Source organism: Nocardiopsis sp. iso_40 (genome assembly GCF_056173285.1).
In genome coordinates this window covers 1,586,058-1,609,374 of sequence record NZ_CM149666.1, presented here as the reverse complement: position 1 = coordinate 1,609,374, position 23,317 = coordinate 1,586,058, and the positions used below count along the sequence as shown (strand labels likewise).

The 23,317-nt window shown below is 68.9% G+C and carries 20 protein-coding genes; 4 read left to right on the top strand and 16 right to left on the bottom strand.

The window, feature by feature from the left end; translation table 11 throughout:
- Nucleotides 1-166: 166 nt before the first annotated feature.
- From rodA to AC0VYD_RS07015, 8 genes are all read right to left on the bottom strand, one after another.
- A complete protein-coding gene (rodA, locus tag AC0VYD_RS07050) occupies nucleotides 167-1,351 on the bottom strand; it encodes a rod shape-determining protein RodA (protein ID WP_475479135.1) in 1,185 nt (394 codons plus the stop codon).
- Nucleotides 1,351-3,483, bottom strand: coding sequence for a penicillin-binding protein 2 (gene mrdA / locus AC0VYD_RS07045; RefSeq protein ID WP_475479134.1), 2,133 nt, complete (start codon nucleotides 3,481-3,483; stop codon nucleotides 1,351-1,353). Before mrdA ends, rodA begins: the two co-directional genes overlap by 1 nt.
- Before the next feature lie 3 nt (nucleotides 3,484-3,486).
- Nucleotides 3,487-4,047, bottom strand: a complete 561-nt coding sequence (mreD, locus tag AC0VYD_RS07040; RefSeq protein WP_475479133.1) for a rod shape-determining protein MreD — start codon at nucleotides 4,045-4,047, stop codon at nucleotides 3,487-3,489.
- Nucleotides 4,044-4,943 carry a rod shape-determining protein MreC gene (gene mreC / locus AC0VYD_RS07035; protein WP_475479132.1) on the bottom strand — a complete coding sequence of 300 codons (900 nt, stop codon included), beginning with the start codon at nucleotides 4,941-4,943 and terminating at the stop codon, nucleotides 4,044-4,046. The genes mreD and mreC overlap by 4 nt, the downstream gene beginning before the upstream one ends.
- A gap of 1 nt (nucleotide 4,944) precedes the next feature.
- Nucleotides 4,945-5,979 (bottom strand): rod shape-determining protein MreB, encoded by a 1,035-nt coding sequence (mreB, locus tag AC0VYD_RS07030; RefSeq protein ID WP_475479131.1) that lies wholly within the window; start codon nucleotides 5,977-5,979, stop codon nucleotides 4,945-4,947.
- 228 nt (nucleotides 5,980-6,207) lie between these two features.
- Nucleotides 6,208-6,612, bottom strand: a complete 405-nt coding sequence (gene ndk / locus AC0VYD_RS07025) for a nucleoside-diphosphate kinase (protein WP_475479130.1) — start codon at nucleotides 6,610-6,612, stop codon at nucleotides 6,208-6,210.
- A gap of 236 nt (nucleotides 6,613-6,848) precedes the next feature.
- Entirely contained in the window at nucleotides 6,849-7,262 is a 414-nt protein-coding gene (locus AC0VYD_RS07020; protein WP_475479129.1) for a DUF4233 domain-containing protein, read from the bottom strand.
- A 35-nt stretch (nucleotides 7,263-7,297) separates the two neighbouring features.
- Nucleotides 7,298-8,647: a bifunctional folylpolyglutamate synthase/dihydrofolate synthase gene (locus AC0VYD_RS07015; RefSeq protein WP_475479128.1), complete on the bottom strand. Its 1,350-nt coding sequence runs from the start codon at nucleotides 8,645-8,647 to the stop codon at nucleotides 7,298-7,300.
- 111 nt (nucleotides 8,648-8,758) lie between these two features.
- Here AC0VYD_RS07015 and AC0VYD_RS07010 point away from each other — a divergent pair, with 111 nt between their 5' ends.
- Nucleotides 8,759-10,030 carry a hypothetical protein gene (locus tag AC0VYD_RS07010; RefSeq protein WP_475479127.1) on the top strand — a complete coding sequence of 424 codons (1,272 nt, stop codon included), beginning with the start codon at nucleotides 8,759-8,761 and terminating at the stop codon, nucleotides 10,028-10,030.
- Nucleotides 10,031-10,327: 297 nt separating this feature from the next.
- On the opposite strand, the gene AC0VYD_RS07005 is transcribed toward AC0VYD_RS07010, so the two are convergent.
- Entirely contained in the window at nucleotides 10,328-11,491 is a 1,164-nt protein-coding gene (locus AC0VYD_RS07005) for an RNA-guided endonuclease InsQ/TnpB family protein (protein WP_475476156.1), read from the bottom strand.
- A 19-nt stretch (nucleotides 11,492-11,510) separates the two neighbouring features.
- On the opposite strand from AC0VYD_RS07005, the gene tnpA reads away from it, so the two are divergent.
- On the top strand, nucleotides 11,511-11,972 hold the full coding sequence (gene tnpA, locus AC0VYD_RS07000; protein WP_475476157.1) for an IS200/IS605 family transposase: 462 nt from the start codon (nucleotides 11,511-11,513) through the stop codon (nucleotides 11,970-11,972).
- A gap of 55 nt (nucleotides 11,973-12,027) precedes the next feature.
- A complete protein-coding gene (locus AC0VYD_RS06995; RefSeq protein WP_475480208.1) occupies nucleotides 12,028-12,840 on the top strand; it encodes a hypothetical protein in 813 nt (270 codons plus the stop codon).
- A gap of 114 nt (nucleotides 12,841-12,954) precedes the next feature.
- On the opposite strand, the gene AC0VYD_RS06990 is transcribed toward AC0VYD_RS06995, so the two are convergent.
- The 3 genes from AC0VYD_RS06990 to AC0VYD_RS06980 all read right to left on the bottom strand — a co-directional run bounded on the left by AC0VYD_RS06990 (nucleotide 12,955) and on the right by AC0VYD_RS06980 (nucleotide 17,471).
- Nucleotides 12,955-14,349 carry an LVIVD repeat-containing protein gene (locus AC0VYD_RS06990; protein WP_475479126.1) on the bottom strand — a complete coding sequence of 465 codons (1,395 nt, stop codon included), beginning with the start codon at nucleotides 14,347-14,349 and terminating at the stop codon, nucleotides 12,955-12,957.
- A 136-nt stretch (nucleotides 14,350-14,485) separates the two neighbouring features.
- Nucleotides 14,486-15,907, bottom strand: a complete 1,422-nt coding sequence (locus AC0VYD_RS06985) for an LVIVD repeat-containing protein (RefSeq protein ID WP_475479125.1) — start codon at nucleotides 15,905-15,907, stop codon at nucleotides 14,486-14,488.
- 193 nt (nucleotides 15,908-16,100) lie between these two features.
- Nucleotides 16,101-17,471: an LVIVD repeat-containing protein gene (locus AC0VYD_RS06980; protein WP_475479124.1), complete on the bottom strand. Its 1,371-nt coding sequence runs from the start codon at nucleotides 17,469-17,471 to the stop codon at nucleotides 16,101-16,103.
- Nucleotides 17,472-17,767: 296 nt separating this feature from the next.
- Between AC0VYD_RS06980 and AC0VYD_RS06975 the strand changes: the two genes are divergently transcribed.
- Nucleotides 17,768-18,478: a DUF305 domain-containing protein gene (locus AC0VYD_RS06975; protein ID WP_475479123.1), complete on the top strand. Its 711-nt coding sequence runs from the start codon at nucleotides 17,768-17,770 to the stop codon at nucleotides 18,476-18,478.
- A gap of 137 nt (nucleotides 18,479-18,615) precedes the next feature.
- Here the strand turns inward: AC0VYD_RS06975 and clpX are convergent, their stop codons facing one another.
- From clpX to tig, 4 genes are all read right to left on the bottom strand, one after another.
- Complete coding sequence (clpX, locus tag AC0VYD_RS06970) at nucleotides 18,616-19,896, bottom strand: ATP-dependent Clp protease ATP-binding subunit ClpX (protein WP_475479122.1); 1,281 nt, start codon at nucleotides 19,894-19,896, stop codon at nucleotides 18,616-18,618.
- Between the two features lie 291 nt (nucleotides 19,897-20,187).
- Complete coding sequence (locus tag AC0VYD_RS06965) at nucleotides 20,188-20,844, bottom strand: ATP-dependent Clp protease proteolytic subunit (RefSeq protein WP_475479121.1); 657 nt, start codon at nucleotides 20,842-20,844, stop codon at nucleotides 20,188-20,190.
- Nucleotides 20,845-20,888: 44 nt separating this feature from the next.
- A complete protein-coding gene (locus AC0VYD_RS06960; protein ID WP_191273690.1) occupies nucleotides 20,889-21,437 on the bottom strand; it encodes a ClpP family protease in 549 nt (182 codons plus the stop codon).
- 286 nt (nucleotides 21,438-21,723) lie between these two features.
- Entirely contained in the window at nucleotides 21,724-23,157 is a 1,434-nt protein-coding gene (tig, locus tag AC0VYD_RS06955) for a trigger factor (RefSeq protein WP_475479120.1), read from the bottom strand.
- Nucleotides 23,158-23,317 lie beyond the last annotated feature (160 nt).

The window sequence follows — 23,317 nt, the reverse complement described above, 5'->3', positions numbered from 1 at the left end:
CGTGTCTGGCTGGATCCTGTGCCCCCGAAGGGGCGTGCGGTCCGGGCGGTGCTGTGGGAGCCACCGGGCCCGGTGTTCCACCAGGCTACCGGCGTCAGCCGGGCACCGCCCGACCGTCCACAGCCCCGATCCGGTCCGGTCTGCTCCCGACGCGCCAGGTCCGGCGTCAGAACTCGAAGCCCCGGTCCCGGGAGTTGACGCCCAGGACCAGGCCGACGGCGAGCATGTTGGCGAGGATGGCGGTGCCGCCGTAGGACACGAACGGGAGCGGCAGCCCGGTCACCGGCAGCATCCCCAGGCCCATCCCGATGTTGACGAAGGTCTGGAAGCCGAACCAGGAGGCCACACCCACGCACAGCAGCCGCGGGTACGGCTGGTCGCACCCCTGGGCGATGCGCAGGATCCGCCAGAGCACCACGGTGAACAGGGCGATGACCGAGACGGCCCCGACGAACCCGAGCTCCTCCCCCGCGACGGTGAAGATGAAGTCGGTGTGCTGCTCGGGCACGAAGCGGCCGTGGGTCTGTTCCCCGTGGAAGAGCCCGGTGCCGTCGAAGCCGCCCGATCCCACGGCGATCAGTGCCTGTGCGGAGTTGTAGCCCGCGCCCTGGGGGTCGGCCGCCGGGTCCACGAGGGTGGCGATCCGGTCCACCTGGTAGGGCTCCAACAGGTCGAACCACCACACGCAGAACACGCCGGCGGCCCCGACCAGCGCCATGCCCGCCACCCACACGAAAGGGGCGCCGGACAGGGTGAGCATGCCGAGGAAGATCACGCACAGGATCAGGCCGGTGCCGAGGTCGGGCTGGAACATCACGAGTCCGAGCGGGACCGCCGTCACCAGCAGGCAGAACAGGACGTCCCTGGTCATCGGCCTGGTCTCGCCGTCCCGGGGTTCGCCGAGCAGCGTCGCCAGCACCAGGATCAGGCCGACCTTGGCCAGCTCGCTGGGCTGGAACTGGAAGCCGCCGAGCACGATCCACCCGCGCGAGCCGTTGATCACCGCGCCCAGCGGGGTGAGCACCAGGATCAGCGCGACGAGGGTGGCCACGTAGGCGATCGGTGCGTAGGCGCGCACCGTCCGGTAGTCCAGGGCGGCCACCAGCAGGCACACCGTCCAGGCCACACCGAGGTGCGCCAGGTGCCGGAGCAGGTGGTCGACGGACTCCAGGGGGTCGCCCCCGTCACCCGGCAGCGTCGCCGACCAGACCAGCAGGGACCCGATCGCCCCGAGCGCCAGCACGGAGGAGATCAGCACCCAGTCGAGGCGGCGGGCTCCCCCCGCCGCCGTGGTGAGGGCCCGTCCGAGGTCGTGCCGCCGTCGCGGCGGTCCCCCCATGTTCGTGATCATCAGGGCTCCAGCGTCTCGATGGAACCGTCCGGGCGTACGACCGGAAGTTCGCTGTACGGTCTGCCGTCGGGCAGCAGCGGCTCCCCCTGCTCGACGTCCTCGGCGTTCCCGGAGGAGGAGAACCCGTAGATGCCCTCGTAGATCTCGCGGGCGATGGGCGCGGAGGTCGCACCGCCGGTACCGCCCTGGGAGACCAGGACGACGATGGCGTACTGCGGGTCGTCGGCCGGGGCGTAGGAGGCGAACCAGGACGAGACCTGGCGCCCCTGCGCGTCGGCGCTGCCGGTCTTGCCCGCGATGGACACCCTGTCCTGCGGGAAGCCGCCGAAGGCACCGCCTGCGGTACCGGTCTTGGGCACCTCGGTCAGGGCCTCCTGGAGGTAGCTGATGGTCTCGTCGCTGACCGGCAGTTCCCCCTTGACCGAGGGCTCGACGGGCTCCACCCGGGAGCCGTCGGCGGAGACCATCGCCTTGGCCACGCGGGGCTCGTACAGTGTGCCGCCGTTGGCGATGGCCGCGTAGGCGCTGGCCAACTGCAACGGGCTCACCAGGACGTCCCCCTGGCCGATGGCGAAGCTGACGGCCTCGTTGGCCCGCCACTCGAAGCCCTGCACACAGTGCTCGTGGGCGAGCCGCTTGAGGTAGGCCGCCCGGGACGGGTCCGTCTCGGCGACCTCCGGGTAGCCCTTCTCCGCCCGCGAGCAGTTGGTCTCCCGGGTCTCCTCCCAGAAGGTGCGCTTCCACTCGCGGTCGGGGATGCGGCCGCCGGTCTCGTAGGGCAGGTCCACGCCGGTGGGCGAGCCGAAGCCGTAGCCGCGGGCCATCTCGGCCATCGCCTCCTCCGGTTCGCCGTCGGGGTGGAGCCCGCCGTCCTGTTTCCACATCTGGTAGCCGAAGTTGTAGAACACGGTGTTGCAGGAGGCGATGATGGCCTGCTTCAGGGTGATGCTGCCCTGCCCCGCGCCCGCGTAGTTCTCGTAGCTCTGGCCGGCCAGGGAGACCGACCCCGGGCAGGCGTAGGTGCTGCGCAGCGAGTACCCGTTCTCGACCGCGGCGGACAGCGACGACACCTTGAAGGTGGAGCCGGGCGGGTAGGTGCCCTGGACGGCCCGGGAGAGCAGGGGTTCGCCCGCCTCCTCGCTGAGCATGGAGTCGAAGGTCTCCTGGTCGATCCCGCCCTCCCAGATGGCGGGGTCGTAGGTGGGCAGGCTCGCCATGGCCACGACCCCGCCGTTGGTGACGTCCAGGACGACGGCGGCGCCGGAGTCGGCCCGGTACCGGGGCCGGGCCCTCTCCATGCCCTTGGCCAGGGCCCGCTCGGCGACCTTCTGGACGTTCATGTCCATGTGGGTGACCAGGTGCATCCCCGCCTCGGGCAGGCGCTCGGAGATGACGTCCATGATCTCGCCGTGGTTGTTCACGCCCAGGGTCCGCAGTCCCGCCCTGCCGCGCAGTTCCTTGTCGTAGACGGCTTCGAGGCCGTCCCGGCCCACCTGGTCGATCCCGGTGAACTGGGTGCGCAGTTCCTCCCGTGCCTCCAACTCCTCCTGGGTGACGGGCTGGAGGTAGCCGAGCATCTGGCCGGCGTGCTCCCCGTAGGGGTACTCGCGTACGGCCTGGGCCTGCGCGGTGATGCCCGGGAACTCGTCCGCGCGCTCCATGACCTGGAGGGCGACCGGCCCCGCAACGTCCTCGGCGAGCGTGACGGGCTGGTAGGGCGAGCCGGGCCAGCAGGGTCGCCGTACCTCGGGGCCGCAGAGCCGCATGCGCTGCTGGAGCTCCTCCAGGGGGACGTCGATGACCTCGGAGAGGTCGCTCAGGACCGCCTCTCCCCCGTCCGGCATGCCCTGGAGCTCGTGGTAGTCGGCGGAGACCATCAGCTCGGTCTTGTTGCTGACCACTGTGCGGCCGCTGGCGTCGAGGATCTGTCCCCGGGTGGCGGGGACCACCAGTTCCTGGTGGTGGTTGGAGACGGCGAGCTCACGGTAGTGCTCGGCCATGGGTACCTGGAGGTACCAGAGGCGGGCGGCCAGGGCCGCGAACAGGACCAGGACCATGAACTGGGCGAGGAAGAGGCCGAACCGGCCGAGCCTGCGCCCCGGCAGCGCGGGGTCCACGGGAGGCTTGTGCACCGCTCACCACCCCCCAGGCGAGGTCGGGCCCTGGATGGTGGCGAAGTCGCTCTCGGTGAGTAGTGACCGCACCCACAGGACCGGCAGGGTGACCGGCACGGCGGCCAGGGTGGTGAGCAGGACGCCGACCCCGGTGTGCAGGGCGACCGCGGCCGGGGTGATGCCGGCGTCGCCCATCACGAAACCGACGAACGCGTACCCCAGGCCCACGCCCGCCGCCGTGACGGCGGTGGCACCGACCGCGGCCCAGGCCGAGACGCCGGAACTCGTCGAGCCGCCGAAACCGGTGTTGGTGCGCAGCAGGGCGAGCACGTAGGCGGCCAGGCACAGCACCAGGGCGTAGCGGCCCATCGGGTGTTCGGCCGGGGGGAGCACGTCCACGGCCAGCCCCGCCGCGAACCCGCAGCCTGCGGCCGCGGCCGGGCTGGTGGTCAGGGCGACGGCGACGACCGCCGCGAGCACGAGGTCGGGTCCAGGCCCCCACTCGAAGGGCAGGCGGTTGACGACGGTGGCCTGGGCGAGCACCGCGACGGTCACCATGAGCAGGGTCACTGCGGCCCTCATCGGTCCCCCTCCGGTTCGGGTTTGGGCGGAAGCACGGAGTCGCGCGGGTCCTCGTCGGGGCCTCCGACGACCACGCCCACCACGTCCAGGGACGAGAAGTCCACGGCCGGAGTGATGCGGGCGATCCGGCTGAGCGCGCCGGGCGCGACCTGGACCTCGTCGACGGTGCCGACGGGGACGCCGGGTACGAAGGGAGCCCCGTCGTGCGAGCCGAGCGTGACCACGCGGTCCCCCGACTCGATGGGCGCCTCCATGTCGAACAGTTCCAGGGTCATGTCGGCCTCGGGGCCGCCCGGGACGGTGCCCCCGGTGACGGCGCCGATCTTGCGGGTCTGCTCCAGTCGGGCGCCCACCGTGGAGTTGACGTCGGTGGCGAGCCTGACCGTGGCGGTGCGGGGCCCGGCCTCGATGACCCGGCCGACCAGACCCGAACCGTTGACGACGGTCATGTCGGGGCGGATCCCGGAGCCGGTGCCCGCGTCGATCGTGACCGTGTGCGCGTACCCCCGAGCGGTGGTCCGGGTGACGGCCTGTGCCGGAACGACCTCGTAGGAGCCGAGGCCGGACAGGTGCAGGAGTTCGTCGAGCTGGTCCGCGCGGCCGTCGTCGAGGCGGGCCGCCGCGAGCTGCGACTCCAGCTCGGCGTTGGCCTCCTCCAGTTCGGCGATGCGGTCGGCGGCCTTCGGCCCCTGGCGCACGGCCTCGTAGAGCTCGGCCGCGGGCCCGGTGACCAGACCGACCCCGGCCGCGGCGGGCACGAAGACGAGTTCGCCGCCGCCGCGGGCGAGTGCGGTCACCGGGTTGCTGCCGGGGCGCGCGTCCACGGCGATCAGAACCACGGCCGCGACGACGAGCACGGCGAGGAACAGCCGGGACTGCGGGGAGTCGCGGAACATGTCAGCGCCGCCGTTCCGGGACGAGGACCTGGTGCAGTCGCTCGTAGTTCTCCACGCAGGTGCCGGAGCCGACGGCGACCGAGTCGAGCGCGTTCTCGGCGATGTGGATGGGCATCCCGGTCTCGTGCAGAAGGCGGTCGTCGAGGCCGCGCAGCAGGGCCCCGCCGCCGGTGACCGCGACCCCCCGGTCCATGATGTCGCCGGACAGTTCGGGCGGGCACTTGTCGAGGCTGGTGCGGACCGCGTCGATGATGGCGGTGACCGGCTCCTCGATGGCCTGGCGCACGTCCGACTCGGACATGACGATGGTCTTGGGCAGGCCGCTGATGAGGTCGCGGCCGCGCACCTCCGCCTGGAGCTCCTCGGTGCCCGTCGGGTAGGCGGAGCCGATGGCCAGCTTGAGCTCCTCGGCGGTGCGCTCACCGACCATCAGGGAGTACTCCTTCTTGACGAAGGTCATGATGGCCTGGTCGATCTCGTCGCCGCCCACCCGGATGGACTGGGAGGTGACGATGCCGCCCATGGAGATGACGGCCACCTCGGTGGTGCCGCCGCCGATGTCGACCACCATGTTGCCGGTGGGCTCGTGGACGGGCAGCCCGGCGCCGATGGCGGCGGCCATGGGCTCCTCGATGATGTACACCCGGCGCGCCCCCGCCTGGTAGCCCGCCTCCTTGACCGCGCGGTGCTCGACCGAGGTGATACCGCTGGGGACAGCGACGATGATGCGGGGTTTGGCGAAGTGGCGGCGGCGGTGGATCTTCTGGATGAAGTACCGCAGCATCCGCTCGGTGACCTCGAAGTCGGCGATGACGCCGTCCTTGAGGGGGCGGATGGCGGTGATGTTGGTCGGCGTGCGGCCGATCATCTGCTTGGCCTCGATACCGACCGCCACGATCTTGCCGGTCGAGGTGTTGAGCGCGACCACCGACGGCTCGTTCAGGACGATGCCGCGTCCGCGTACGTAGACGAGTGTGTTGGCGGTACCAAGGTCTACGGCCATGTCCCGGCCGAGAAATGCAAGGTTGTTCGGCATGTAACGTCCTCAGAGGCGCCGTGTCGGGCGTGGAGATTCGGCACGACCACGCGTAGTCACTCCAACACGTTAGGTGTCTAGTCCTCCGCATCGTAACGGTCGGCACTTGGATAGTTACGCAAACACACCGAATTGTTGCCTCGTCACCGGACGAATGGTGAGAAAAGTACGGTGCCCCGGGGCAGACGCCCCGGGGCACCGGTGGTAGGGCGCTCGGGCCCGAATCCCCTACAGGTCGGGGAAGAACAGCTTGATCTCGCGCTCGGCGGAGTAGGTGGAGTCCGAACCGTGCACGATGTTCTGCTGGACCTCCAGCGCGAGGTCGCCGCGGATCGTGCCGGGAGCGGCGGTGACCGGGTCGGTGGCACCGGCCAGGGCGCGGAAGGCCTCGATGGCGCGCTCTCCCTCGACCACCATGGCGACCAGCGGTCCGCCGGTGATGAACTCCACCAGCGAGCCGAAGAACGGACGCGAGGCGTGCTCCTCGTAGTGCGTCTTGGCGGTGTCGGCGTCGAGCGTGCGCAACTCCATCGCGACCAGGTTCAGGCCCTTGCGCTCGATGCGCGAGATGACCTCGCCGACGATGCTGCGGCGGACGCCGTCGGGCTTGATGAGAACGAGAGTGCGCTCCACGTGCGTTTCAACTCCTCACTGGGACCCCCCGCGCGGCGCGCGCGGACCTGCGCCCGCGGTGGCGGTCGCACGCGGTGGGGTGTACGGGTGTGCGCCCGGGGGTCGGAGGCGAGGGAAGGGGTGTGGTCCGCCATCCGCGGGACCGGCCGTTCGCCTGCCCGGACGTGCGTCACACTATCGCGTTTGGCGCCGGAGCGCGGTGGGCACGGCGTTCTCGCCGGTACCGACCGCTCGGCTCAGGACCGCCCGGCGCCTCCGGCGGCCCCGGCGGTCTCCGCGGCCCCGGCCGCCCCCCGGGTTCCGGTCTCCTCCCCCGCGTCGGCCCGCGAGGCGTGCATCGCACGGACCTCGTCGACCCTGCGGCCCAGGATCACCCCGGTGATCCACAGGGACACGAAAACGACCGCGACCAGGAGCGCCCCGGTGACCATGAAGGAGCTGAACAGGAACGCGGCCTGCAGGCCCCAGGCGGCGTAGTGCGCCCAGGTGTGCTTCTGGAGCCCGGAGAGCACCAGCGCGGCCAGGGCCATCCCGCCCCAGACGCCCCCGGCCAGGGCCGGGTCGGCGCCCTCCAGGTTGATGGCGATGGGGATCGCAAGACCGATCACGATGACCTCGAACACGAGGACTACGGCACAGAGTGTGCGCACGGCGGTTTCCCTTCGTAGGTGGCTCGTCTGTCCCGCTACTCCCCGGAGCCCCGCAGCAGGTGGACGGCGTCACCCGAGGTGACGACCGATCCGGTGACCAGCACACCGACCCCGCCGAACTCGCCGCCCTCCTCGGCCAGGCCCACGGCCCGGTCGATGGCGTCGTCGAGTCTGGGGGCCACGTGTACGCGGTCCTCGCCGAAGATCTGCTGGGCGAGGACGGACAGCTGCTCCGGATCGAGGGAGCGCGGTGAGGAGTTGCGGGTGACGACGATCTCGTCGAGCAGCGGCTCCAGGGGGTCCAGGATCCCCTCGACGTCCTTGTCGGCCATGACGGCTACCACGCCGACCAGCCGCGAGAAGGAGAAGGCCTCCTGCACGGCGGCGACGGTGGCGGTCATCCCCGCCGGGTTGTGTGCGGCGTCGGCGATGACGGTCGGGCTGGTCCGCACGACCTCCATCCGCCCCGGGGACTCCAGTCCCGTCAGGGCCTCACCGACGATCTCGGGGTCGAGTCCGGCGGCGTCCTCGGCCGCGGAGAAGGCCTCCACCGCGGCCACGGCGACCGCGGCGTTGCTGGCCTGGTGCTCGCCGAACAGGGGGAGGAACAGGTTCTCGTAGTTCCCGGTGAGGCCCTTGACGGCGATCTGCTGACCGCCGACCGCCACCTCACGGGAGGTCACCCCGAACTCCAGACCCTCCCGGGCCACCGTGGACCCGACCTCGGCGGCGTGCCGGACCAGGACCTCCGCGGCGGGCAGCGGCTGCTGCGCCATGACCGTGACGGAGTGGGGTTTGATGATGCCCGCCTTCTCCTCGGCGATGCCGTCGAGGGTGTCGGGCAGGTACTCGGTGTGGTCGATGCCGACGGGCGTGATGACCGCGACGTCGCCGTCGACGACGTTGGTGGCGTCCCACCTGCCGCCCATGCCGACCTCCACCACGGCGACGTCCACGGGGGCGTCGGCGAAGACGGCGTAGGCCATGACGGTGAGGATCTCGAAGAACGACAACCGCACGTCGCTCATCGTGTCGGCCATCTCCAGGTACGGCCGGATGTCGTCGTAGGCCTCGACGAACTGTTCCTGGGAGACCGGCTCACCGTCGACGACGATGCGCTCGCGCACCGTTCGCAGGTGGGGGCTGGTGTATCGGCCCACGCGCAGGCCGCGGCCGCGCATGAGCGCGTCGATCATTCGGGCTGTGGACGTTTTGCCGTTGGTCCCGGTGACATGGATGACCCGGAAGTTGCGGTGCGGGTCGCCCAGGAGGTCGAGGACCGTGCGGACACGGTCCAGACGAGGGTCGATGTCGGACTCGGGTGCGCGGGAGAGGATCTCCGCGGTGACCGCGGCGTAGCGCTCGTCGGCGCTCACGCCGCTCACGGCGTCTCGGTGGTCGGGGTGTACACCCGCGCCAGTGTACGCGGCCTCACCTGGACACCGGTGCCGGTCCGGGTGTGCAAAGCGCGATATCACCCGGACCATACTGTGGGTATGCCCAGCCTTGACCCTGATCTCGTCCCCTTCTTCTCCGAGTGGACGCACCGCCGTCCCGGCCAGGTGCGGAGCCTGGACCGCGCGGCCGCACTGCTCCACGGGCTCGGCCTGGACTCCGCGCGGGCGCCGGTTCTGGGGGTGGTCGGCTCCAAGGGCAAGGGGAGCACGGCCACGTACGCGGCCGCGGCGCTGTCCGCGGCCGGGCTGCGGACCGTCCTGGTGACGGGTCCGAGCTTCCGGAACTACCGGGAGCGGGTCCGGGTGGACGGAGTGTCCGTGAGCGACGGGGAACTCCGTCGGCTGGGCGGGCAGGTCGAGTCCGCCCGGCGGGAGCTCGTGCCCGCGGAGCGGGAGGGCGGATACCTGGCGCCGAGCGGCCTGTTCCTGGTGACCGGGCTGCTGCACGCCCGGGCGGTGGGCGCCGACGTGTGCGTCCTGGAGGCCGGGATGGGCGGCCACCGCGACGAGTTGCGGCTGCTCGGCCCGGAGGTCGTGGCCCTTGGCATGGTCTTTGCCGAGCATGTCGGTGTCCTTGGTGACACCGTGACCGAGATCGCCCGGGAGAAGACCCGGGTGGTGAGCGCCGAACGGACCCGGGCCCTGGTGACGCTGCCGCAGACCACCGAGGTGGCCCCCGTGGTGGAGCAGGCCCTGGCCGAGGCGACCGGGGGCCGGTTGGCCCCTGAGGTGGTGGACCCCGCCGACGAGGGCGCCGAGCCCCCGGTGGAGCTGCGCCCGGCGGGGCTGTCAGCGGCTTCGGGGGTGCTGGGGACGGCCGCCGCCGCACGCGCACTGGAACTGCTCGGGCACCCGGCGGCGCCCCCGGAACGCCTCCACTCCGTCCTGGAGACCGTCACCCTGCCCGCCCGGCTGTCCCGGCACACCGTGCCCGGCTCGACCACCGAGGTGGTGGTGGACTCAGCCATCGACCGCGTCGGTGTGACCGCCGCCCTGTCCCACGCCAGAAGTCTGTGGGGCGGTGTGGACCACGTCCTGCTGTGCCTGCCCGACCACAAGGACGTGTCCGGGGCGGTGGCCGCCCTGGCGGACCTGCCGGTGACTGCGGTCCGGCTGCCCGAGGCCCACCTGCGCTTCGACCACGGTCTGCCCGCCCACTGGGGCCGGATGGAGGCCGAGGAGCTCTCACCCGCTGCCGTCGCCGCCCTGGGCGCACGGGTGCTCGCCCTGGGCACGGTCTACTTCACCGGCCGCGTGCTGGAGGTCCTGGACGCCCCCACCGACCGGTTGTTCAACGCCGATCGAGCATAGGCTTCACACCCCGCGACCCGTAGTCCGCAAAAGGCCCGCGCGGCTGGGGACGAGTCGGCATGACCACGCTTGGTCGTCCCCTCGGCGGCTGAACACCCGCGTCGATACGTGCGTTCGGCCGTCCCCGAGCTCCAAGGAACCGCATGCCCACACGCGAGCACGAGATCCCGCTGCGGCTCGTCCAGAACCAACCCGCCATGGCCCCGGCATTGGTCAGCTTCTCGGCCCTGAAGGACCGAGCTTGCGGTTGAACACCTGACTGGCTGCCAGGAACGTCCACCGCGTCTTACCCCGATCCTAGAATCCGGGTGGGACGTGTGACTTCCGCCCCGCGTTCCATACAACCCCACCACGGTAGGCGATGTTGCGGGAAGCGTTCCGGTCGGCGTGCGCAACGACGCCGCACGACCGGCAGACAAAGGAGTCCTGACTGATGCGGTTGCCCTTCTCGCGGTACTCGCACCAGCTACACGTCTGGGACGTGTACGCCGGATCCACGAACACCACGGGCACACCCGCCCGCCTGGCCTTGTAGACGATAAAGCTCCCGAGCTGGGCGAACGCCCAGGAGTGCAACGTGACCCGTTGGGGCTTGCGAAGCCGTACCCTCTGCCGGATGCCCGAAAGATCTTCCAGGGCGATCCCGCGCGAGGTGCGTTCAGCCTCGGCCACGATGCGTTTGGAGATGCAGTGGTTGGCGTCCTTGGCAACGCGTGATTCCCTGCATCGCTGCCGCTTCAACACACGTTTGGCGGACGTGGTGCCCTTGGCCTGCAACTTCTGGCGTAGACGCTGCTGCCGCCTGCGGTACCGGTTGAGCTTGCGCCCGGCCATGACACGGCCATCACTGGTGGTGGCGATGTTGACGATCCCCAGATCCACACCCAGGAATCCCTCCGGGTCATACTCCTCGTCGTCGGGCACGGTGAGCGTGACGGACAGGAACCACACGCCGTCCCGATACAGCAAATCGGACTCTCCACGCTTGTGCTCGCCCAAGGCCTTGGCCGCATCAGGTGAGCAAGCGAAGGGCACGTCCTTCAACCGTCCCCGGACAGTCCACAACGAGATCGTGCGGGCGTCCACACAGAAGGAAAGGTTCCTCTGGTCGTAGGGCTGTGCGGCGTCCGACCGGAAGACGATCGGTTTTTCCTCGACGCGCTTGCGCCGCTTCGACCCGGGTTTTCCATAGTTCCCGGCCTTCAGGTTGGCCTTGAACGTCGTGTAGGCGTCGGCGACCTTCTTGACGACGTGCTGCGCTGCTTGGGATCCGACACCGGCCGCGCGCACGTCGGCGTAGACGAGCTTGCGCAGCGCGTAGTTGCGGTGGGCACCTTCGCTGTGGGCGATCCGGGAAACACGGTTGGCCTGCTCGTTGACCGTGTGCAGGGTTGCCTCAAGCGCCGCCGCCTGTCCGGGCGAAGACGTGAGCTTGAGCTGCACCACGATCGTGGACACCACCGCATCGCAGCATTGATCTATGTCACCGCGATGGGAACAAGAACCCGATGTACGCAGGGGAAGAAGCGTCGTCTACAACCTCCACGCGCACTTGGTCTTCACACCGAAGGACCGCCGGGGTGTGTTCGACGACGCCCTGCTCACCCGATGCGAGGAGATCATGCGCGAGGTGTGTGCCGACTTCGGGGCGCAACTGCGCGAGTTCAACGGCGAGATTGACCACGTCCACCTGCTGGTGCACTACCCGCCCAAGGTCGCGTTGTCTCGCCTGGTCGGCTCGCTCAAGGGTGTGTCCGCTCGCAGGCTTCGTCAGGAGTTCACCGGACGGGTCAACCGTGCCAGCACGCACGGACACTTCTGGTCGCCGTCCTATTTCGTCGGCTCGTGTGGTGGGGCGCCGATGTCGATCGTGCGGGAGTACATCGAGAACCAGAAACGTCCCGGTCCCGGTGCTCCAGGGATCGAGCGGCGCTCTACCTAGTCTTGGGGGCGATTCCTCCCGGGGCTGAAGCCCCGGGATTCCTCGCTAAGACACGCTGAACTCCCTCGGTTGTGATGTGCCCCGACACACCGAGGTACTCAACACCAGTTCGGCACTGACCAACTGCGATCCCAAGGAGTTCAACAGCGACGGTGCCGTCGTGCTGCGCGACGGCACCGAGAACGTGATGGCGGTGGTGGTCGAACGCCAAAACGGCCATGACAGGGACAAACGGCGCAGTTGGCCCGCCTACCTGATCACCCTCCATGTCCGGCTGGAGTGCCCGACGGTGCTGCTGGTCCTGTGCCCGAGCGATGCCATGGCCCGCTGGTGCGCCCAACCGATCCGGACCGGCCACCCGGGGTTCGATCTGGTTCCGCTCACCATCGGGCCGACCCGGATGCCGGTCATCGCGCAGAAGGAACAAGCCCGCGCTCTCCCCGAGCTGGCGGTGCTGTCGGCCCACGCCCACGGAAACACCGACCACCGCACTCTGGACGCGGTGATCGAGGCCCTGGATTCCACGCCCGAGGCGAACAGGGCGTTTTATTATGACTATGTGCTGTCCGGCCTCAACGAGGCCGCTCGGAAGGAGCTGGAGAGCTTGATGGCTGTGGAGACCTACGAGTGGCAGAGCGACTTCGCCCGCAAGTACGTCGGAATCGGCCGAGAGGAAGGGCGTGAAGAAGGGCGAGAGGAAGGGCGAGCTCTCGCGGTACGGAGTGTGATCTCGGTTCTGGAGGCGCGGGGTTTCGACGTCTCCGGCAAGGTTCGTGAGCGGATCGAGGACTGCACGGACCTGGAGACCCTGGCGAAATGGGTTCCCGCTGCCGTGACGGTGGAACGCCCCGAGGACCTCTTCACCTGATCCGTGCGGGGGCCGCCCCCGGACGGACGCTGGGCGGTCCTCGAACCCGCGCTTGTCACGGGGGCCGGATGACGGTCGCCTCCGGCCCCCGCGGCGCTTCGGCGGGCTCGTCCCCTACCGGTTGCCGGGCCGGTAGCTGGTCTGGGTCTGCGGGTTGAACTCGTCGTAGGTGACACGCTCGGCCACGCGCATCCGCGGGTCGGTCAGCTTCAGCACGTCCAGCCCCCGCACGATGTCGGAGGAGTACACGTAGCCGTTGTAGTAGTACGTCGACCAGGTGTCGTTGTCCTGGACTCCCGGGTCGACCCGGGAGTCGGCGTCGAAGTAGCCGATCTCGCGGGGGTTCTCCGGGTCGTTGAAGTCGATCACCGAGATACCGCCCTGGTACCAGGACTGCACGAAGTAGTTCCGGCCCGGGACCGGGATCAGCGAACCGTTGTGCGCCACGCACACCTGGTCGCCCTGGTGCCGGTCGATCTTGAAGTAGCTGGCGAACTCCAGGTTGTGGCCGTCAGCGGTTTCCTCAAGCGTGTAGACGGCGTTGGCGCCGCGCTCGGGGCCGATCTCCTCGGTACAGGTGGGGGCACCACCGCCGCCGAGCTCGTCGGTGAACAGGACGGTCCCGGCGTCGTTGGTGAAGGTCGCCGAGTGCCAGAAGGCGAAGTTCTCGTCCCGGACCACCTCGGTCACGACCGGAGCCGCCGGGTCGGAGATGTCCATCATGATGCCGTCGCCCATGCAGGCGCCCGCGGCGATGTCCTTCTCCGGGTAGGCGGTGATGTCGTGGCACCCGCTGGTGCCGCGGTTCCCGCCCTCGGGGAAGAGCACCGGTGCGTCGACGACCTCGGCGGAGGCCGGGTCGTCCAACGGGACCTCGATGACGGAGATCTTGTCGTGCGGCGGCTGGCAGTTCGGGAACCGCGACGAGGGCGAGTACGAGGACACGTACACGTAGTCGTGCACGCCGTCCTTGCCCGGTACCGGGGTCAGTGTGTGGGAACCGCAGTCGGTGCGCACGGCGGCGACGTACTGCGGGTTGGCCTTGTCCGAGATGTCGAAGACCCGGATGCCCTCGAACCCGTCGGGATCGGTGCTGGAGGTGGCGGGCGCGCCGCACTCGTCGCCCGCCCGGGGGTAGTCCACCGCGAAGTACAGCAGGTCCCCGCTGACCGAGACGTCGCCCTGGCCGCCGGGGCACAGCACCTCGGAGACGATCCGGGGGTCCTCGGGTTCGGAGATGTCGTAGACGACGAAACCGTCGTAGTTGCCGCCGATCGCGTAGTCACCCGTGAACGCAAGGTCCGAGTTGGTGTTGCTGATCGCCTCGGGCTTGGGGACGTTCGCGACGTGCTCGACGTTGTCGCTGCTGACACTGTCGGCGGGGGGCGTGTCGGCGTGGGCCGCCGCCGAGCCGAGGAGCCCGGCGAGCAGGGTGGCCGACGCGGTCAGCGCGACCGTGGTCGCTCCGCGCAGGCGGCGTCCGGCCCGTGTCGGGGGAGCTTCGGGCATGGTCTCTCCTGATCGTGTTCGGGGGGCGAGGGGGTCCGGGGGTGATGGGCGGCGGGGCCGCGGCCGTGTGGCCGCGGCCCCGGTCCCTCCCGTTTGCCCTGACTCCCCAGGAGGAGCCACCGGGAGGGATTCGTGGTCAGCGTCCGTGCCCGTTTCCGGGGCGGTAGCTGGGCTGGGACTGCGGGTTGAACTCGTCGTAGGTGACTCGCTCCGCCACGCGCATCCGCGGGTCGGTCAGCTTCAGCACGTCCAGGCCGCGGCTGATGTCGGAGGAGTAGACGTGGCCGTTGTAGTAGTAGGCCGACCAGGATCCGCCGAGCACCAGCCTGTCCTCGTTGATCGGGGCCCGGTCGAAGTAACCGATCTCGCGGGGGTTCTCCGGGTCGTTGAAGTCGATCACCGAGACGCCGCCCTGGTACCAGGACTGCACGAAGTAGTTCCGGCCCGGGACCGGGATCAGCGAACCGTTGTGCGCCACGCAGTTCTCGGTCTCGCTCTGCGGGCGCGGGATCTTGTAGTAGCTCTCGAAGGCGAGCCCGGGGTCGTCCTTGGAACCGTCGACGCTGTAGAGGGCGTTGGCGCCGCGCTCGGGGCCGTACTCCTCGGTGCAGATAGCGCCGCCACCGCCGCCGAGCTCGTCGGTGAAGATGACCGTGTCGGCGTCGTTGGTGAAGGTGGCGGAGTGCCAGAAGGCGAAGTTCTCGTCCCGGACCACGTCGGTGACGACGGGGTGCGCGGGGTCGGAGATGTCCATCATGATGCCGTCGCCCATGCAGGCGCCCGCGGCGATGTCCTTCTCCGGGTAGGCGGTGATGTCGTGGCACCCGCTGGTGCTCCGGTTCCCGCCCTCGGGGAACAGGACCGGATCGTTGACCAGGGCCGCCTCGGCGGGGTTGTCGACGGGGATCTCGATGACGGAGATCTTGTCGTGCGGCGGCTGGCAGTTCGGGAACCGCGACGAGGGCGAGTACGAGGACACGTACACGTAGTCGTACTCGCCGTCCTTGCCGGGCACCAGGGTGTTGGTGTGGGAACCGCAGTCGGTGCGCACGGCGGCGACGTACTGCGGGTTGGCCTTGTCCGAGATGTCGAAGACCCGGATGCCCTCGAACCCGTCGGGGTCGGTGGTGGGCACGGAGGGCGCGCCGCACTCGTCACCGGCCCGGGGGTAGTCCACGGAGAAGTAGAGCAGGTCCCCGCTGACCGAGACGTCGCCCTGGCCGCCGGGGCACAGCACCTCGGAGACGATCCGGGGGTCCTCGGGTTCGGAGATGTCGTAGACGACGAAGCCGTTGTAGTTGCCGCCGATCGCGTAGTCACCCGTGAAGGCCAGGTCCGAGTTGAAGGCGTCCATGGCCTCGGACTTCGGGACGTTGGTCACATGGGTGACGTTGTCGCTGGTGTCGGCGTCGCTCTCGAAGGGGGCCTGGTCCGCCGAGGCTGTGGCCGGACCGAGGAGTCCCGTGGTCAGGACGGTGGCGAAGGCGAGGGCGAGGCCGGCTGGACCGCGTCGGTACGAGGGGCGTCTGGGGACGGGACGGACGGGGGATGACGCCATGTGTACTCCTGATTCCGAATGGAGCGAAACAGGAAGAACGTACACAGTTCAACATCAATATGTATAGAGGGAAACAAAAGAAAGATGGCTGTTAACACGGTGTAGAGCTGACCCGATCTGACTACGCACAGTGCCTAGGGTTCGTCCGGCATCGCGCTCCGAGCGCTTCGTCGGCCGCGGACCGCGGCGCCGGTCACTGCTCCTCCGTCCGGAGCACCGGCTGTGACTGCGGGTTGAACTCGTCCAGGACCGGCTCCCCGGCCCCCTCGAACCGGGGACCGGTGAGTTCGAGCACGTCCAGCCCCCGCTCGATGTCGGAGGAGTAGACGTGGCCGTTGTAGTAGTAGGCCGACCAGGATCCGGCCGTGCGCAGGCCGTCCGGGTCGACCGGGCCCCGGTCGAAGTGGCCGACCTCCGCGGGCCGGTCGGGGTCGGTGAGGTCGATGACCGAGACGCCGCCCTGGTACCAGGACTGCACGAAGAGGTCCTCCCCGGGGACGGGGATCAGCGAACCGTTGTGCGCCACACAGTTCTCTGTTTCGGACTGATGACGTGGCAATTTGTAGTAGCTCCGAAATTGCAGCTCGTGGCTGTCCCCGGAAAGGTCCAGCGAGTACACCGCGTCGGCGCCCCGCTCCGGGCCGGTCTCCTCGTTACAGGTGGCCGCGCTCCCGCCACCGAGCTCGTCGGTGAAGAGCACGTGGGCCGCGTCGTTGGTGAACGTGGCGGAGTGCCAGAAGGCGAAGTTCCCGTCCCGGACGCGTTCGACGACCACCGGGGCGAGCGGGTCGGAGATGTCGAGCAGCACCCCGTCACCCAGACAGGCCGCGGCGGCCAGCCCCCGCTCCGGGTAGGCGGTGATGTCGTGGCATCCGGTGGTCGTGGCGTGGCCGCCGTCCGGGAACAGGACCGGCTCGCCGACCACGGCGGCGGAGGCCGGGTCCTCGTGCGGCACCTCGATGACGGAGATCCCGTCGTGCGGCGGCTGGCAGTTCGGGAAGTCCGGCGAGGGCGAGTAGGAGGACACGTAGACCACGTCGCTGCTGCCGTCCGCGCCGGGCACCAGGGTGTTGGTGTGGGAACCGCAGTCGGTGCGCACGGCGGCGACGTACTGCGGGTTGGCCTTGTCCGAGATGTCGAAGATCCGGATGCCCTCGAACCCGTCGGGATCGGTGGTGGGCACGGCGGGTGCCCCGCACTCGTCGCCCGCCCGGGGGTAGTCCACGGAGAAGTAGAGCAGGTCCCCGCTGACCGAGACGTCGCCCTGACCGCCGGGGCACAGCACCGTGGCCGCCACGACCGGAGAAGCTGGTTCGGAGATGTCGTAGACGACGAAGCCGTCGTAGTTGCCGCCGATCGCGTAGTCACCCGTGAAGGCCAGGTCCGAGTTGAAGGCCGAGGTCAGGACCTGGGGCTTGGGGACGTTGGCCAGGTGTACCACTCCCCCGCCCGTGCTCGCCCCGTCATCGGCCGCGCCCGGCACCGCCAGCCCCACCGCCGCGAGCAGCGCGGAGAGCGCCGTGACACCGCGGCGTCCATGCCCCCGCCCCGCTCCCGAAGCCATGCCCCACCCCCGAGAACCACTCGAAGAAGCCAGTCGACTACTTTGGGTTATACACGCATCACTCTTCACAGAACAGACGAAACACCGAGATCAGACATCTCACCCTGAAACCACCCTTCACCGGGCACCCCGGCGCGCCCGAGGAACCGACGCAGCGCGACCGACACGGGCCCGACACTGGACAAAACACCCACCGAGTGAGTAGAAAACCCGCAGGATGTCGCGTTCACCCTGGCGCGCCCTCCGTCACCGTCGGGCACCCGGCCCGCCGAACCCCCACCCCTGGAGGAGACCTCGTGCGTCGCCTGGCACTCGCAGCCGGAACCGCCCTCGTGCTGCTCGGAGCCTCGGCCTGTACCGGCGGGGACGGCGGGCAGGACTCCGCCAACGTCATCGCCCCCGGAGCCCCCGGAGAGTCCTCCACCCCCGCCACCCCCGACCAGATCGCCGCCCTCGCCGAGGAACAGGGGCACAACGAGGCGGACGTCACCTACCTCGTGAAGATGATCGAACACCACGCCCAGGCCCTGGAGATGACCGACCTGGTCGAGGAGCGCCACGAACGCGACGGCGTCGAGCGGATCGCCGACCGGATCTCCGCGGCCCAAGGCCCCGAGATCACCGCGATGGAGAGCTGGCTGGAGGAGAACGTCTTCGGCCCCGCCCGGGAGAACCCGGCCCACCAGAACTTCTGCGGGCTGGAGGGCGACGGCAGCCACCACTCCGAGGACGGGGAGGTGGTCGAGTGCGATCTCCAGGTCGACCACGAGGACATGGAGGGCATGGCCTCCGCCGAGGAGATGGAACGCCTCGCCGAGGCCGAGGGCGACGACTTCGACCGGCTCTTCGTCGAACTCATGACCGTCCACCACCAGGGCGCGGTCACCATGGCCGAGGAGGTCATGGCACAGGGCAAGGACCAGACGATCCTGCGGATGGCCAACGACCTCATCGCGGAACAGAACACCGAGATCTCCCGCATGGAGCAGGTCCTGTCCGAGGACTAGGACTCCGTCACGGACCCGCACGCCGCCCCCGGCGGCGCGGTGCGGGGCCCGGACGCGCCTCGGGGCGCCCTCCCTGGTAGAAGAGCGCCCCGAGGGCTCGCGTCCGCCTCCCGCGCGTTCTCAGCGGGCCGGCGGGATCAGGCCGACTTCTCCTGGCGACCGTCGCCCGAGTCCAGCTGGCTCCGCGGCACGATCGTCGGGTTCACGTGCTGCTCGACGGACTCGCGGGTGATGATCACCTGGGCGACGTCCTCACGGCTGGGCACCTCGTACATCACCGAGAGCAGAACCTCCTCGATGATGGCGCGCAGACCGCGGGCCCCGGTCCCCCGGATGATGCCCTGCTCCGCGATGGCCTCCAGGGCGTCCGGGGTGAACTCCAGCTCCACGTTGTCCAGGTCGAACAACCGCTGGTACTGCTTGACCAGGGCGTTGCGCGGCTCGGTGAGGATCTGGATCAGCGCGGCCTTGTCCAGGTTGTGCACGCTGGTGATCACCGGAAGACGGCCGATGAACTCCGGGATCATCCCGAACTTGAGCAGGTCCTCCGGCATGACCTCGCCGAACAGCGCGGTCTCGCCCTTCTCGCTCTTGGGCCGCAGCACGGCGTTGAAGCCCATGCCCTGCTGGCCGGTGCGGGACTCGATGAGCTGCTCCAGGCCCGCGAAGGCCCCACCGCAGATGAACAGCACGTTGGTGGTGTCGATCTGGATGAACTCCTGGTGCGGGTGCTTGCGTCCGCCCTGCGGGGGGACGCTCGCCGTGGTGCCCTCCAGGATCTTCAGCAGCGCCTGCTGGACACCCTCGCCGGACACGTCGCGCGTGATCGAGGGGTTCTCGCTCTTGCGGGCGACCTTGTCGACCTCGTCGATGTAGATGATGCCGGTCTCGGCCTTCTTGACGTCGTAGTCAGCGGCCTGGATCAGCTTCAGGAGAATGTTCTCGACGTCCTCGCCCACGTAGCCCGCCTCGGTCAGCGCCGTGGCGTCCGCGATGGCGAAGGGGACGTTCAGGATCTTCGCGAGGGTCTGGGCCAGCAGGGTCTTGCCCGACCCGGTCGGCCCCAGCAGGAGAATGTTCGACTTGGCGATCTCGACGTCCTCGTCACCGGGACGGTCGGTCTCCGAACGGACCCTCTTGTAGTGGTTGTACACCGCCACCGAGAGGGACTTCTTCGCCTGCTCCTGACCGATCACGTACGAGTCGAGGAACTCGTAGATCTCGCGGGGCTTGGGAAGGGAGTCCCACGTGAGCTCCGTGGCGTCGGCGAGTTCCTCTTCGATGATCTCGTTGCACAGATCGATGCACTCATCGCAGATGTACACGCCGGGGCCGGCGATGAGCTTCTTCACCTGCTTCTGGCTCTTGCCGCAGAATGAGCACTTCAGCAGATCCCCGCCGTCACCGATGCGTGCCACCCAGCCACTCCTCAAAACTAAGGCCGCCCCGTTCCCGGCGCACCCGGCGCCGAACGGACGGAAAGCTCAAGTTCCCGTGATCCGTTCACGACCGGCCAGCCACGAACGGGGCGATCTGTGTGTCGCTCTCCGCCAGACTAAGCGAAAAACCGGACCGGCTTCACCACCGGGCTGTCCCAGGCGGGTCAGAAACCGGTCCGGCAGGTACTTCCCGATGGCCGGACTCCTCTGGCCGGGAACGCCTCCGCATGCGCGGAAAGTCCCGGCCAGAGGCCGACGGCCGGTGTCGCCCTACTTCAGGGAAGCCTTGCGGTAGGGCAGCACGAAGTCGATGAGACCGTATTCGACGGCCTCCTCCGAGGTGAGGATCTTGTCCCGCTCGATGTCCTTCGAGATCTGCTCCGCGGACCGCCCGGTGTGCTTGGCCAGAGTGGTCTCCAGCTGCTGGCGGATCCGGGTGATCTCGTTGGCCTGGATCTCGATGTCACTGGCCTGACCGTGCATACCCTCGGTCGCGGGCTGGTGAATCATCATCCGGGCGTTGGGCAGCGCACCGCGCTTGCCCTTGGTGCCGCCCGTCAACAGGATCGCGGCGGCCGACGCGGCCTGTCCGATGCACACCGTCTGGATGTCGGGGCGCACGAACTGCATGGTGTCGTAGATCGCCATGAGCGAGGTGAAGGACCCGCCCGGCGAGTTGATGTACATCTGGATGTCCCGCTCGGAGTCGAGCTGCTCAAGCGTGATGAGCTGGGCCATCAGGTCGTTGGCCGAAACGTCGTCGATCTGGACGCCGACGAAGATGATCCGCTCCTCGAAGAGCTTGTTGTACGGATTCATCTCCTTGACGCCGTACGACGTACGCTCCACGTAGGACGGCAGGACGTAGCGGCTCTGGGGAGCCATCGAGGCCGCGCCGCCGATGGGACTGGGATTGAACTCGGTCATTTCACGCCTTCCACGCACTGCGCCGATTCATGGGCTGGGCCAGGTCAGCTGGTCACGTCGAGGGTGCCCTCGAGCACCTCGTCGATGAAGCCGTACTCCAGTGACTCCCGGGCCGTGAACCAGCGGTCACGATCGGCGTCCTTCTCGATCTGCTCGACCGTCTGCCCGGTGTGCTCGGAGATCTTCTCGATGAACATCTTCTTCACGTAGAGCAGCTGGTCAGCCAGGATCCGGATGTCGGAGGCGGTGCCCCCGATGCCACCGGAGGGCTGGTGCATCATGACGCGGGTGTGCGGCAGCGCGTAACGCTTGCCGGGAGCACCGGCGCACAGGAGCATCTGGCCCATGGAAGCGGCCATACCGATACCCACGGTGCGCACGTCGTTGGGGATGTACTGCATGACGTCGTAGATCGCCATGCCCGCCGTTACGGAACCACCCGGCGAGTTGATGTACATGGTGATGTCCCGCTGGCGGTCCTCGGCGGACAGCAGCAGGAGTTCACCAACCAGGCGGTTGGCGATGTCATCGTCGACCTGCTGGCCGAGGAATACGATTCGCTGGCGCAACAGGCGCTGAGGCGTCTGCTCAATAAAAGGGGAAAGCTGCGGATCCGACGTACGAGCGTCGAATCGCGGGGACTCATCAAAGGTCGGCGGCACTCTCGTCACCTGCTCCGGAATCGAAACGGTTGCGATACAGCGACACTAACGCCGACAGACGCCAGGCTCGTCCGGATACCGTCCCTGTTCGCTTTGAGCGCAGGGTGCGTCGGGCCCCGAACGCGCCTTCTCTCCTGGCGGCGAACAAACACGACGGGCCCCGACCGACCCGGTGCGGGTCGGTCGGGGCCCGTACGAGGGCTGTGCGGCCGAAGGACTACTTGGAGTCGGCCTCGGCGGCCGCCTCGTCGTCCTTCGTCTCCTCGACGGCCTCGTCAGCCTCGGCGACCGCAGCGGCGGCGGCCTTGGCGGCCTCCTCCACGGCGTCCTCGTCCGAGGCCTCGACGATCTCCTGCTCGACGACGTTGCCGTCCTCGTCGGTCACCTTGGCGGCGGCCAGGACCAGGTCCATGGCCTTGCCGCGGACGACCTCGGTGAAGGCGACGCGGATCTGGTTCGACTCGACCAGGTGCTGGGCCAGCTGGTCCGGGCTCACACCCATGCGCTGGGCCTGCTCGAACACGTACTGGCTGAGCTCGCCCTGGTCGGCGCTGAGGTCCTCCTGGAGGGCCAGCTGGTCGAGGATGAAACCAGCCTTGACCGCCGAGTTGGCGCCGGTCTTCAGCTCCTCCTCGAACTCCTCCTCCGTCTTCTCCTGCGACTCGAGGTAGGCCTCCTTGGTCAGGCCGCTCTGCCCCAGCTGCTGCTCCAGGCTCTGCCGACGACGGGTGATCTCCTCGTCGACGACCGCGTCGGGCAGCGGGATCTCGACGGAGTCGATCAGCTTCTCCAGCGCCTTGTCACGGGCGGCGGAGAGCTGCTGCATCCGACGGACGTCGGCCATGCGCTTGCGCACGTCCTCACGCAGCTCGTCGATGGTGTCGAACTCCGAGGCGAGCTGGGCGAACTCGTCGTCCAGCTCGGGCAGCTCCTTCACCTTCACCGAGTGCACGGTGACGGTGACGTCCGCCTCCTCGCCCTCGTGCTCGCCACCGACGAGGGTGGTCTTGAAGGTGGCCTCGCCACCGGCCTCCATGCCGCGCAGGGTCTCGTCGAGGCCCTCCAGCATGGTGTTGGTGCCGACCTCGTAGGAGTAGCCGCTGACGGCGACGTCCTCGAGCTTCTCACCGTCGATGGCGGCGGCCAGGTCGATGGAGAGGTGGTCGCCGTCCTCGACGGGACGGTCGGCACCGACAAGGGTGGAGAAGCGCTCGCGCAGGGTGCCGATCTGCTCGTCGACCTGCTCGTCGGTGACGGTCGCGTTGTCGACGGTCACCTCGATGCCCTTGTAGTCCTTCACCTCGAACTTGGGTCGGATGTCGACCTCGGCGGTGAAGGCGAGCTCGTCGTTGTCCTCCAGCTTGGTGACCTCCACGTCGGGCTGGCCGAGCGCGAAGATCTCCTCCTTCTGGATGGCTTCGTTGTAGAGCTCCGGAACGGCGTGGTTGACAGCTTCGCTGATCACCGCGCCACGGCCGACGTAGCGGTCGATCAGCCGCGCCGGCGCCTTGCCCGGGCGGAAGCCCTTGATCCGAACCTGCTTCGCGAGCGACTTGTAGGTCTCGTCGAAAGCGTGCTCGAGCTCCTCGAAGGGCACCTCGATGGTCAGCTTGACCCGGGTCGGGCTGAGCTCCTCGACATCGGTCTTCACGGGGCGGTACTCCTAGGTTTGCCGGCTGGTGTCCGCGTCGGCCCGCAGGCGCACCACACAAACGGCGAATGCACGCGCGCACCCCGGGCCAGTGATGACCACGTTCTACTGGGGTGCCCTGCGACGGGCTGGGACTTACAGTTTCCTGCTGATCGCACCA

What these genes read in the sequence shown, in the direction of transcription:
- rodA (WP_475479135.1), bottom strand. Translation starts at nt 1,351, where the DNA reads ATGATCACGAACATGGGGGGACCGCCGCGACGGCGGCACGACCTCGGA.
- mreD (WP_475479133.1), bottom strand. Translation starts at nt 4,047, where the DNA reads ATGAGGGCCGCAGTGACCCTGCTCATGGTGACCGTCGCGGTGCTCGCC.
- mreC (WP_475479132.1), bottom strand. Translation starts at nt 4,943, where the DNA reads ATGTTCCGCGACTCCCCGCAGTCCCGGCTGTTCCTCGCCGTGCTCGTC.
- mreB (WP_475479131.1), bottom strand. Translation starts at nt 5,979, where the DNA reads ATGCCGAACAACCTTGCATTTCTCGGCCGGGACATGGCCGTAGACCTT.
- AC0VYD_RS07010 (WP_475479127.1), top strand. Translation starts at nt 8,759, where the DNA reads ATGCCCAGCCTTGACCCTGATCTCGTCCCCTTCTTCTCCGAGTGGACG.
- tnpA (WP_475476157.1), top strand. Translation starts at nt 11,511, where the DNA reads ATGTCACCGCGATGGGAACAAGAACCCGATGTACGCAGGGGAAGAAGC.
- AC0VYD_RS06990 (WP_475479126.1), bottom strand. Translation starts at nt 14,349, where the DNA reads ATGCCCGAAGCTCCCCCGACACGGGCCGGACGCCGCCTGCGCGGAGCG.
- AC0VYD_RS06985 (WP_475479125.1), bottom strand. Translation starts at nt 15,907, where the DNA reads ATGGCGTCATCCCCCGTCCGTCCCGTCCCCAGACGCCCCTCGTACCGA.
- AC0VYD_RS06980 (WP_475479124.1), bottom strand. Translation starts at nt 17,471, where the DNA reads ATGGCTTCGGGAGCGGGGCGGGGGCATGGACGCCGCGGTGTCACGGCG.
- AC0VYD_RS06965 (WP_475479121.1), bottom strand. Translation starts at nt 20,844, where the DNA reads ATGACCGAGTTCAATCCCAGTCCCATCGGCGGCGCGGCCTCGATGGCT.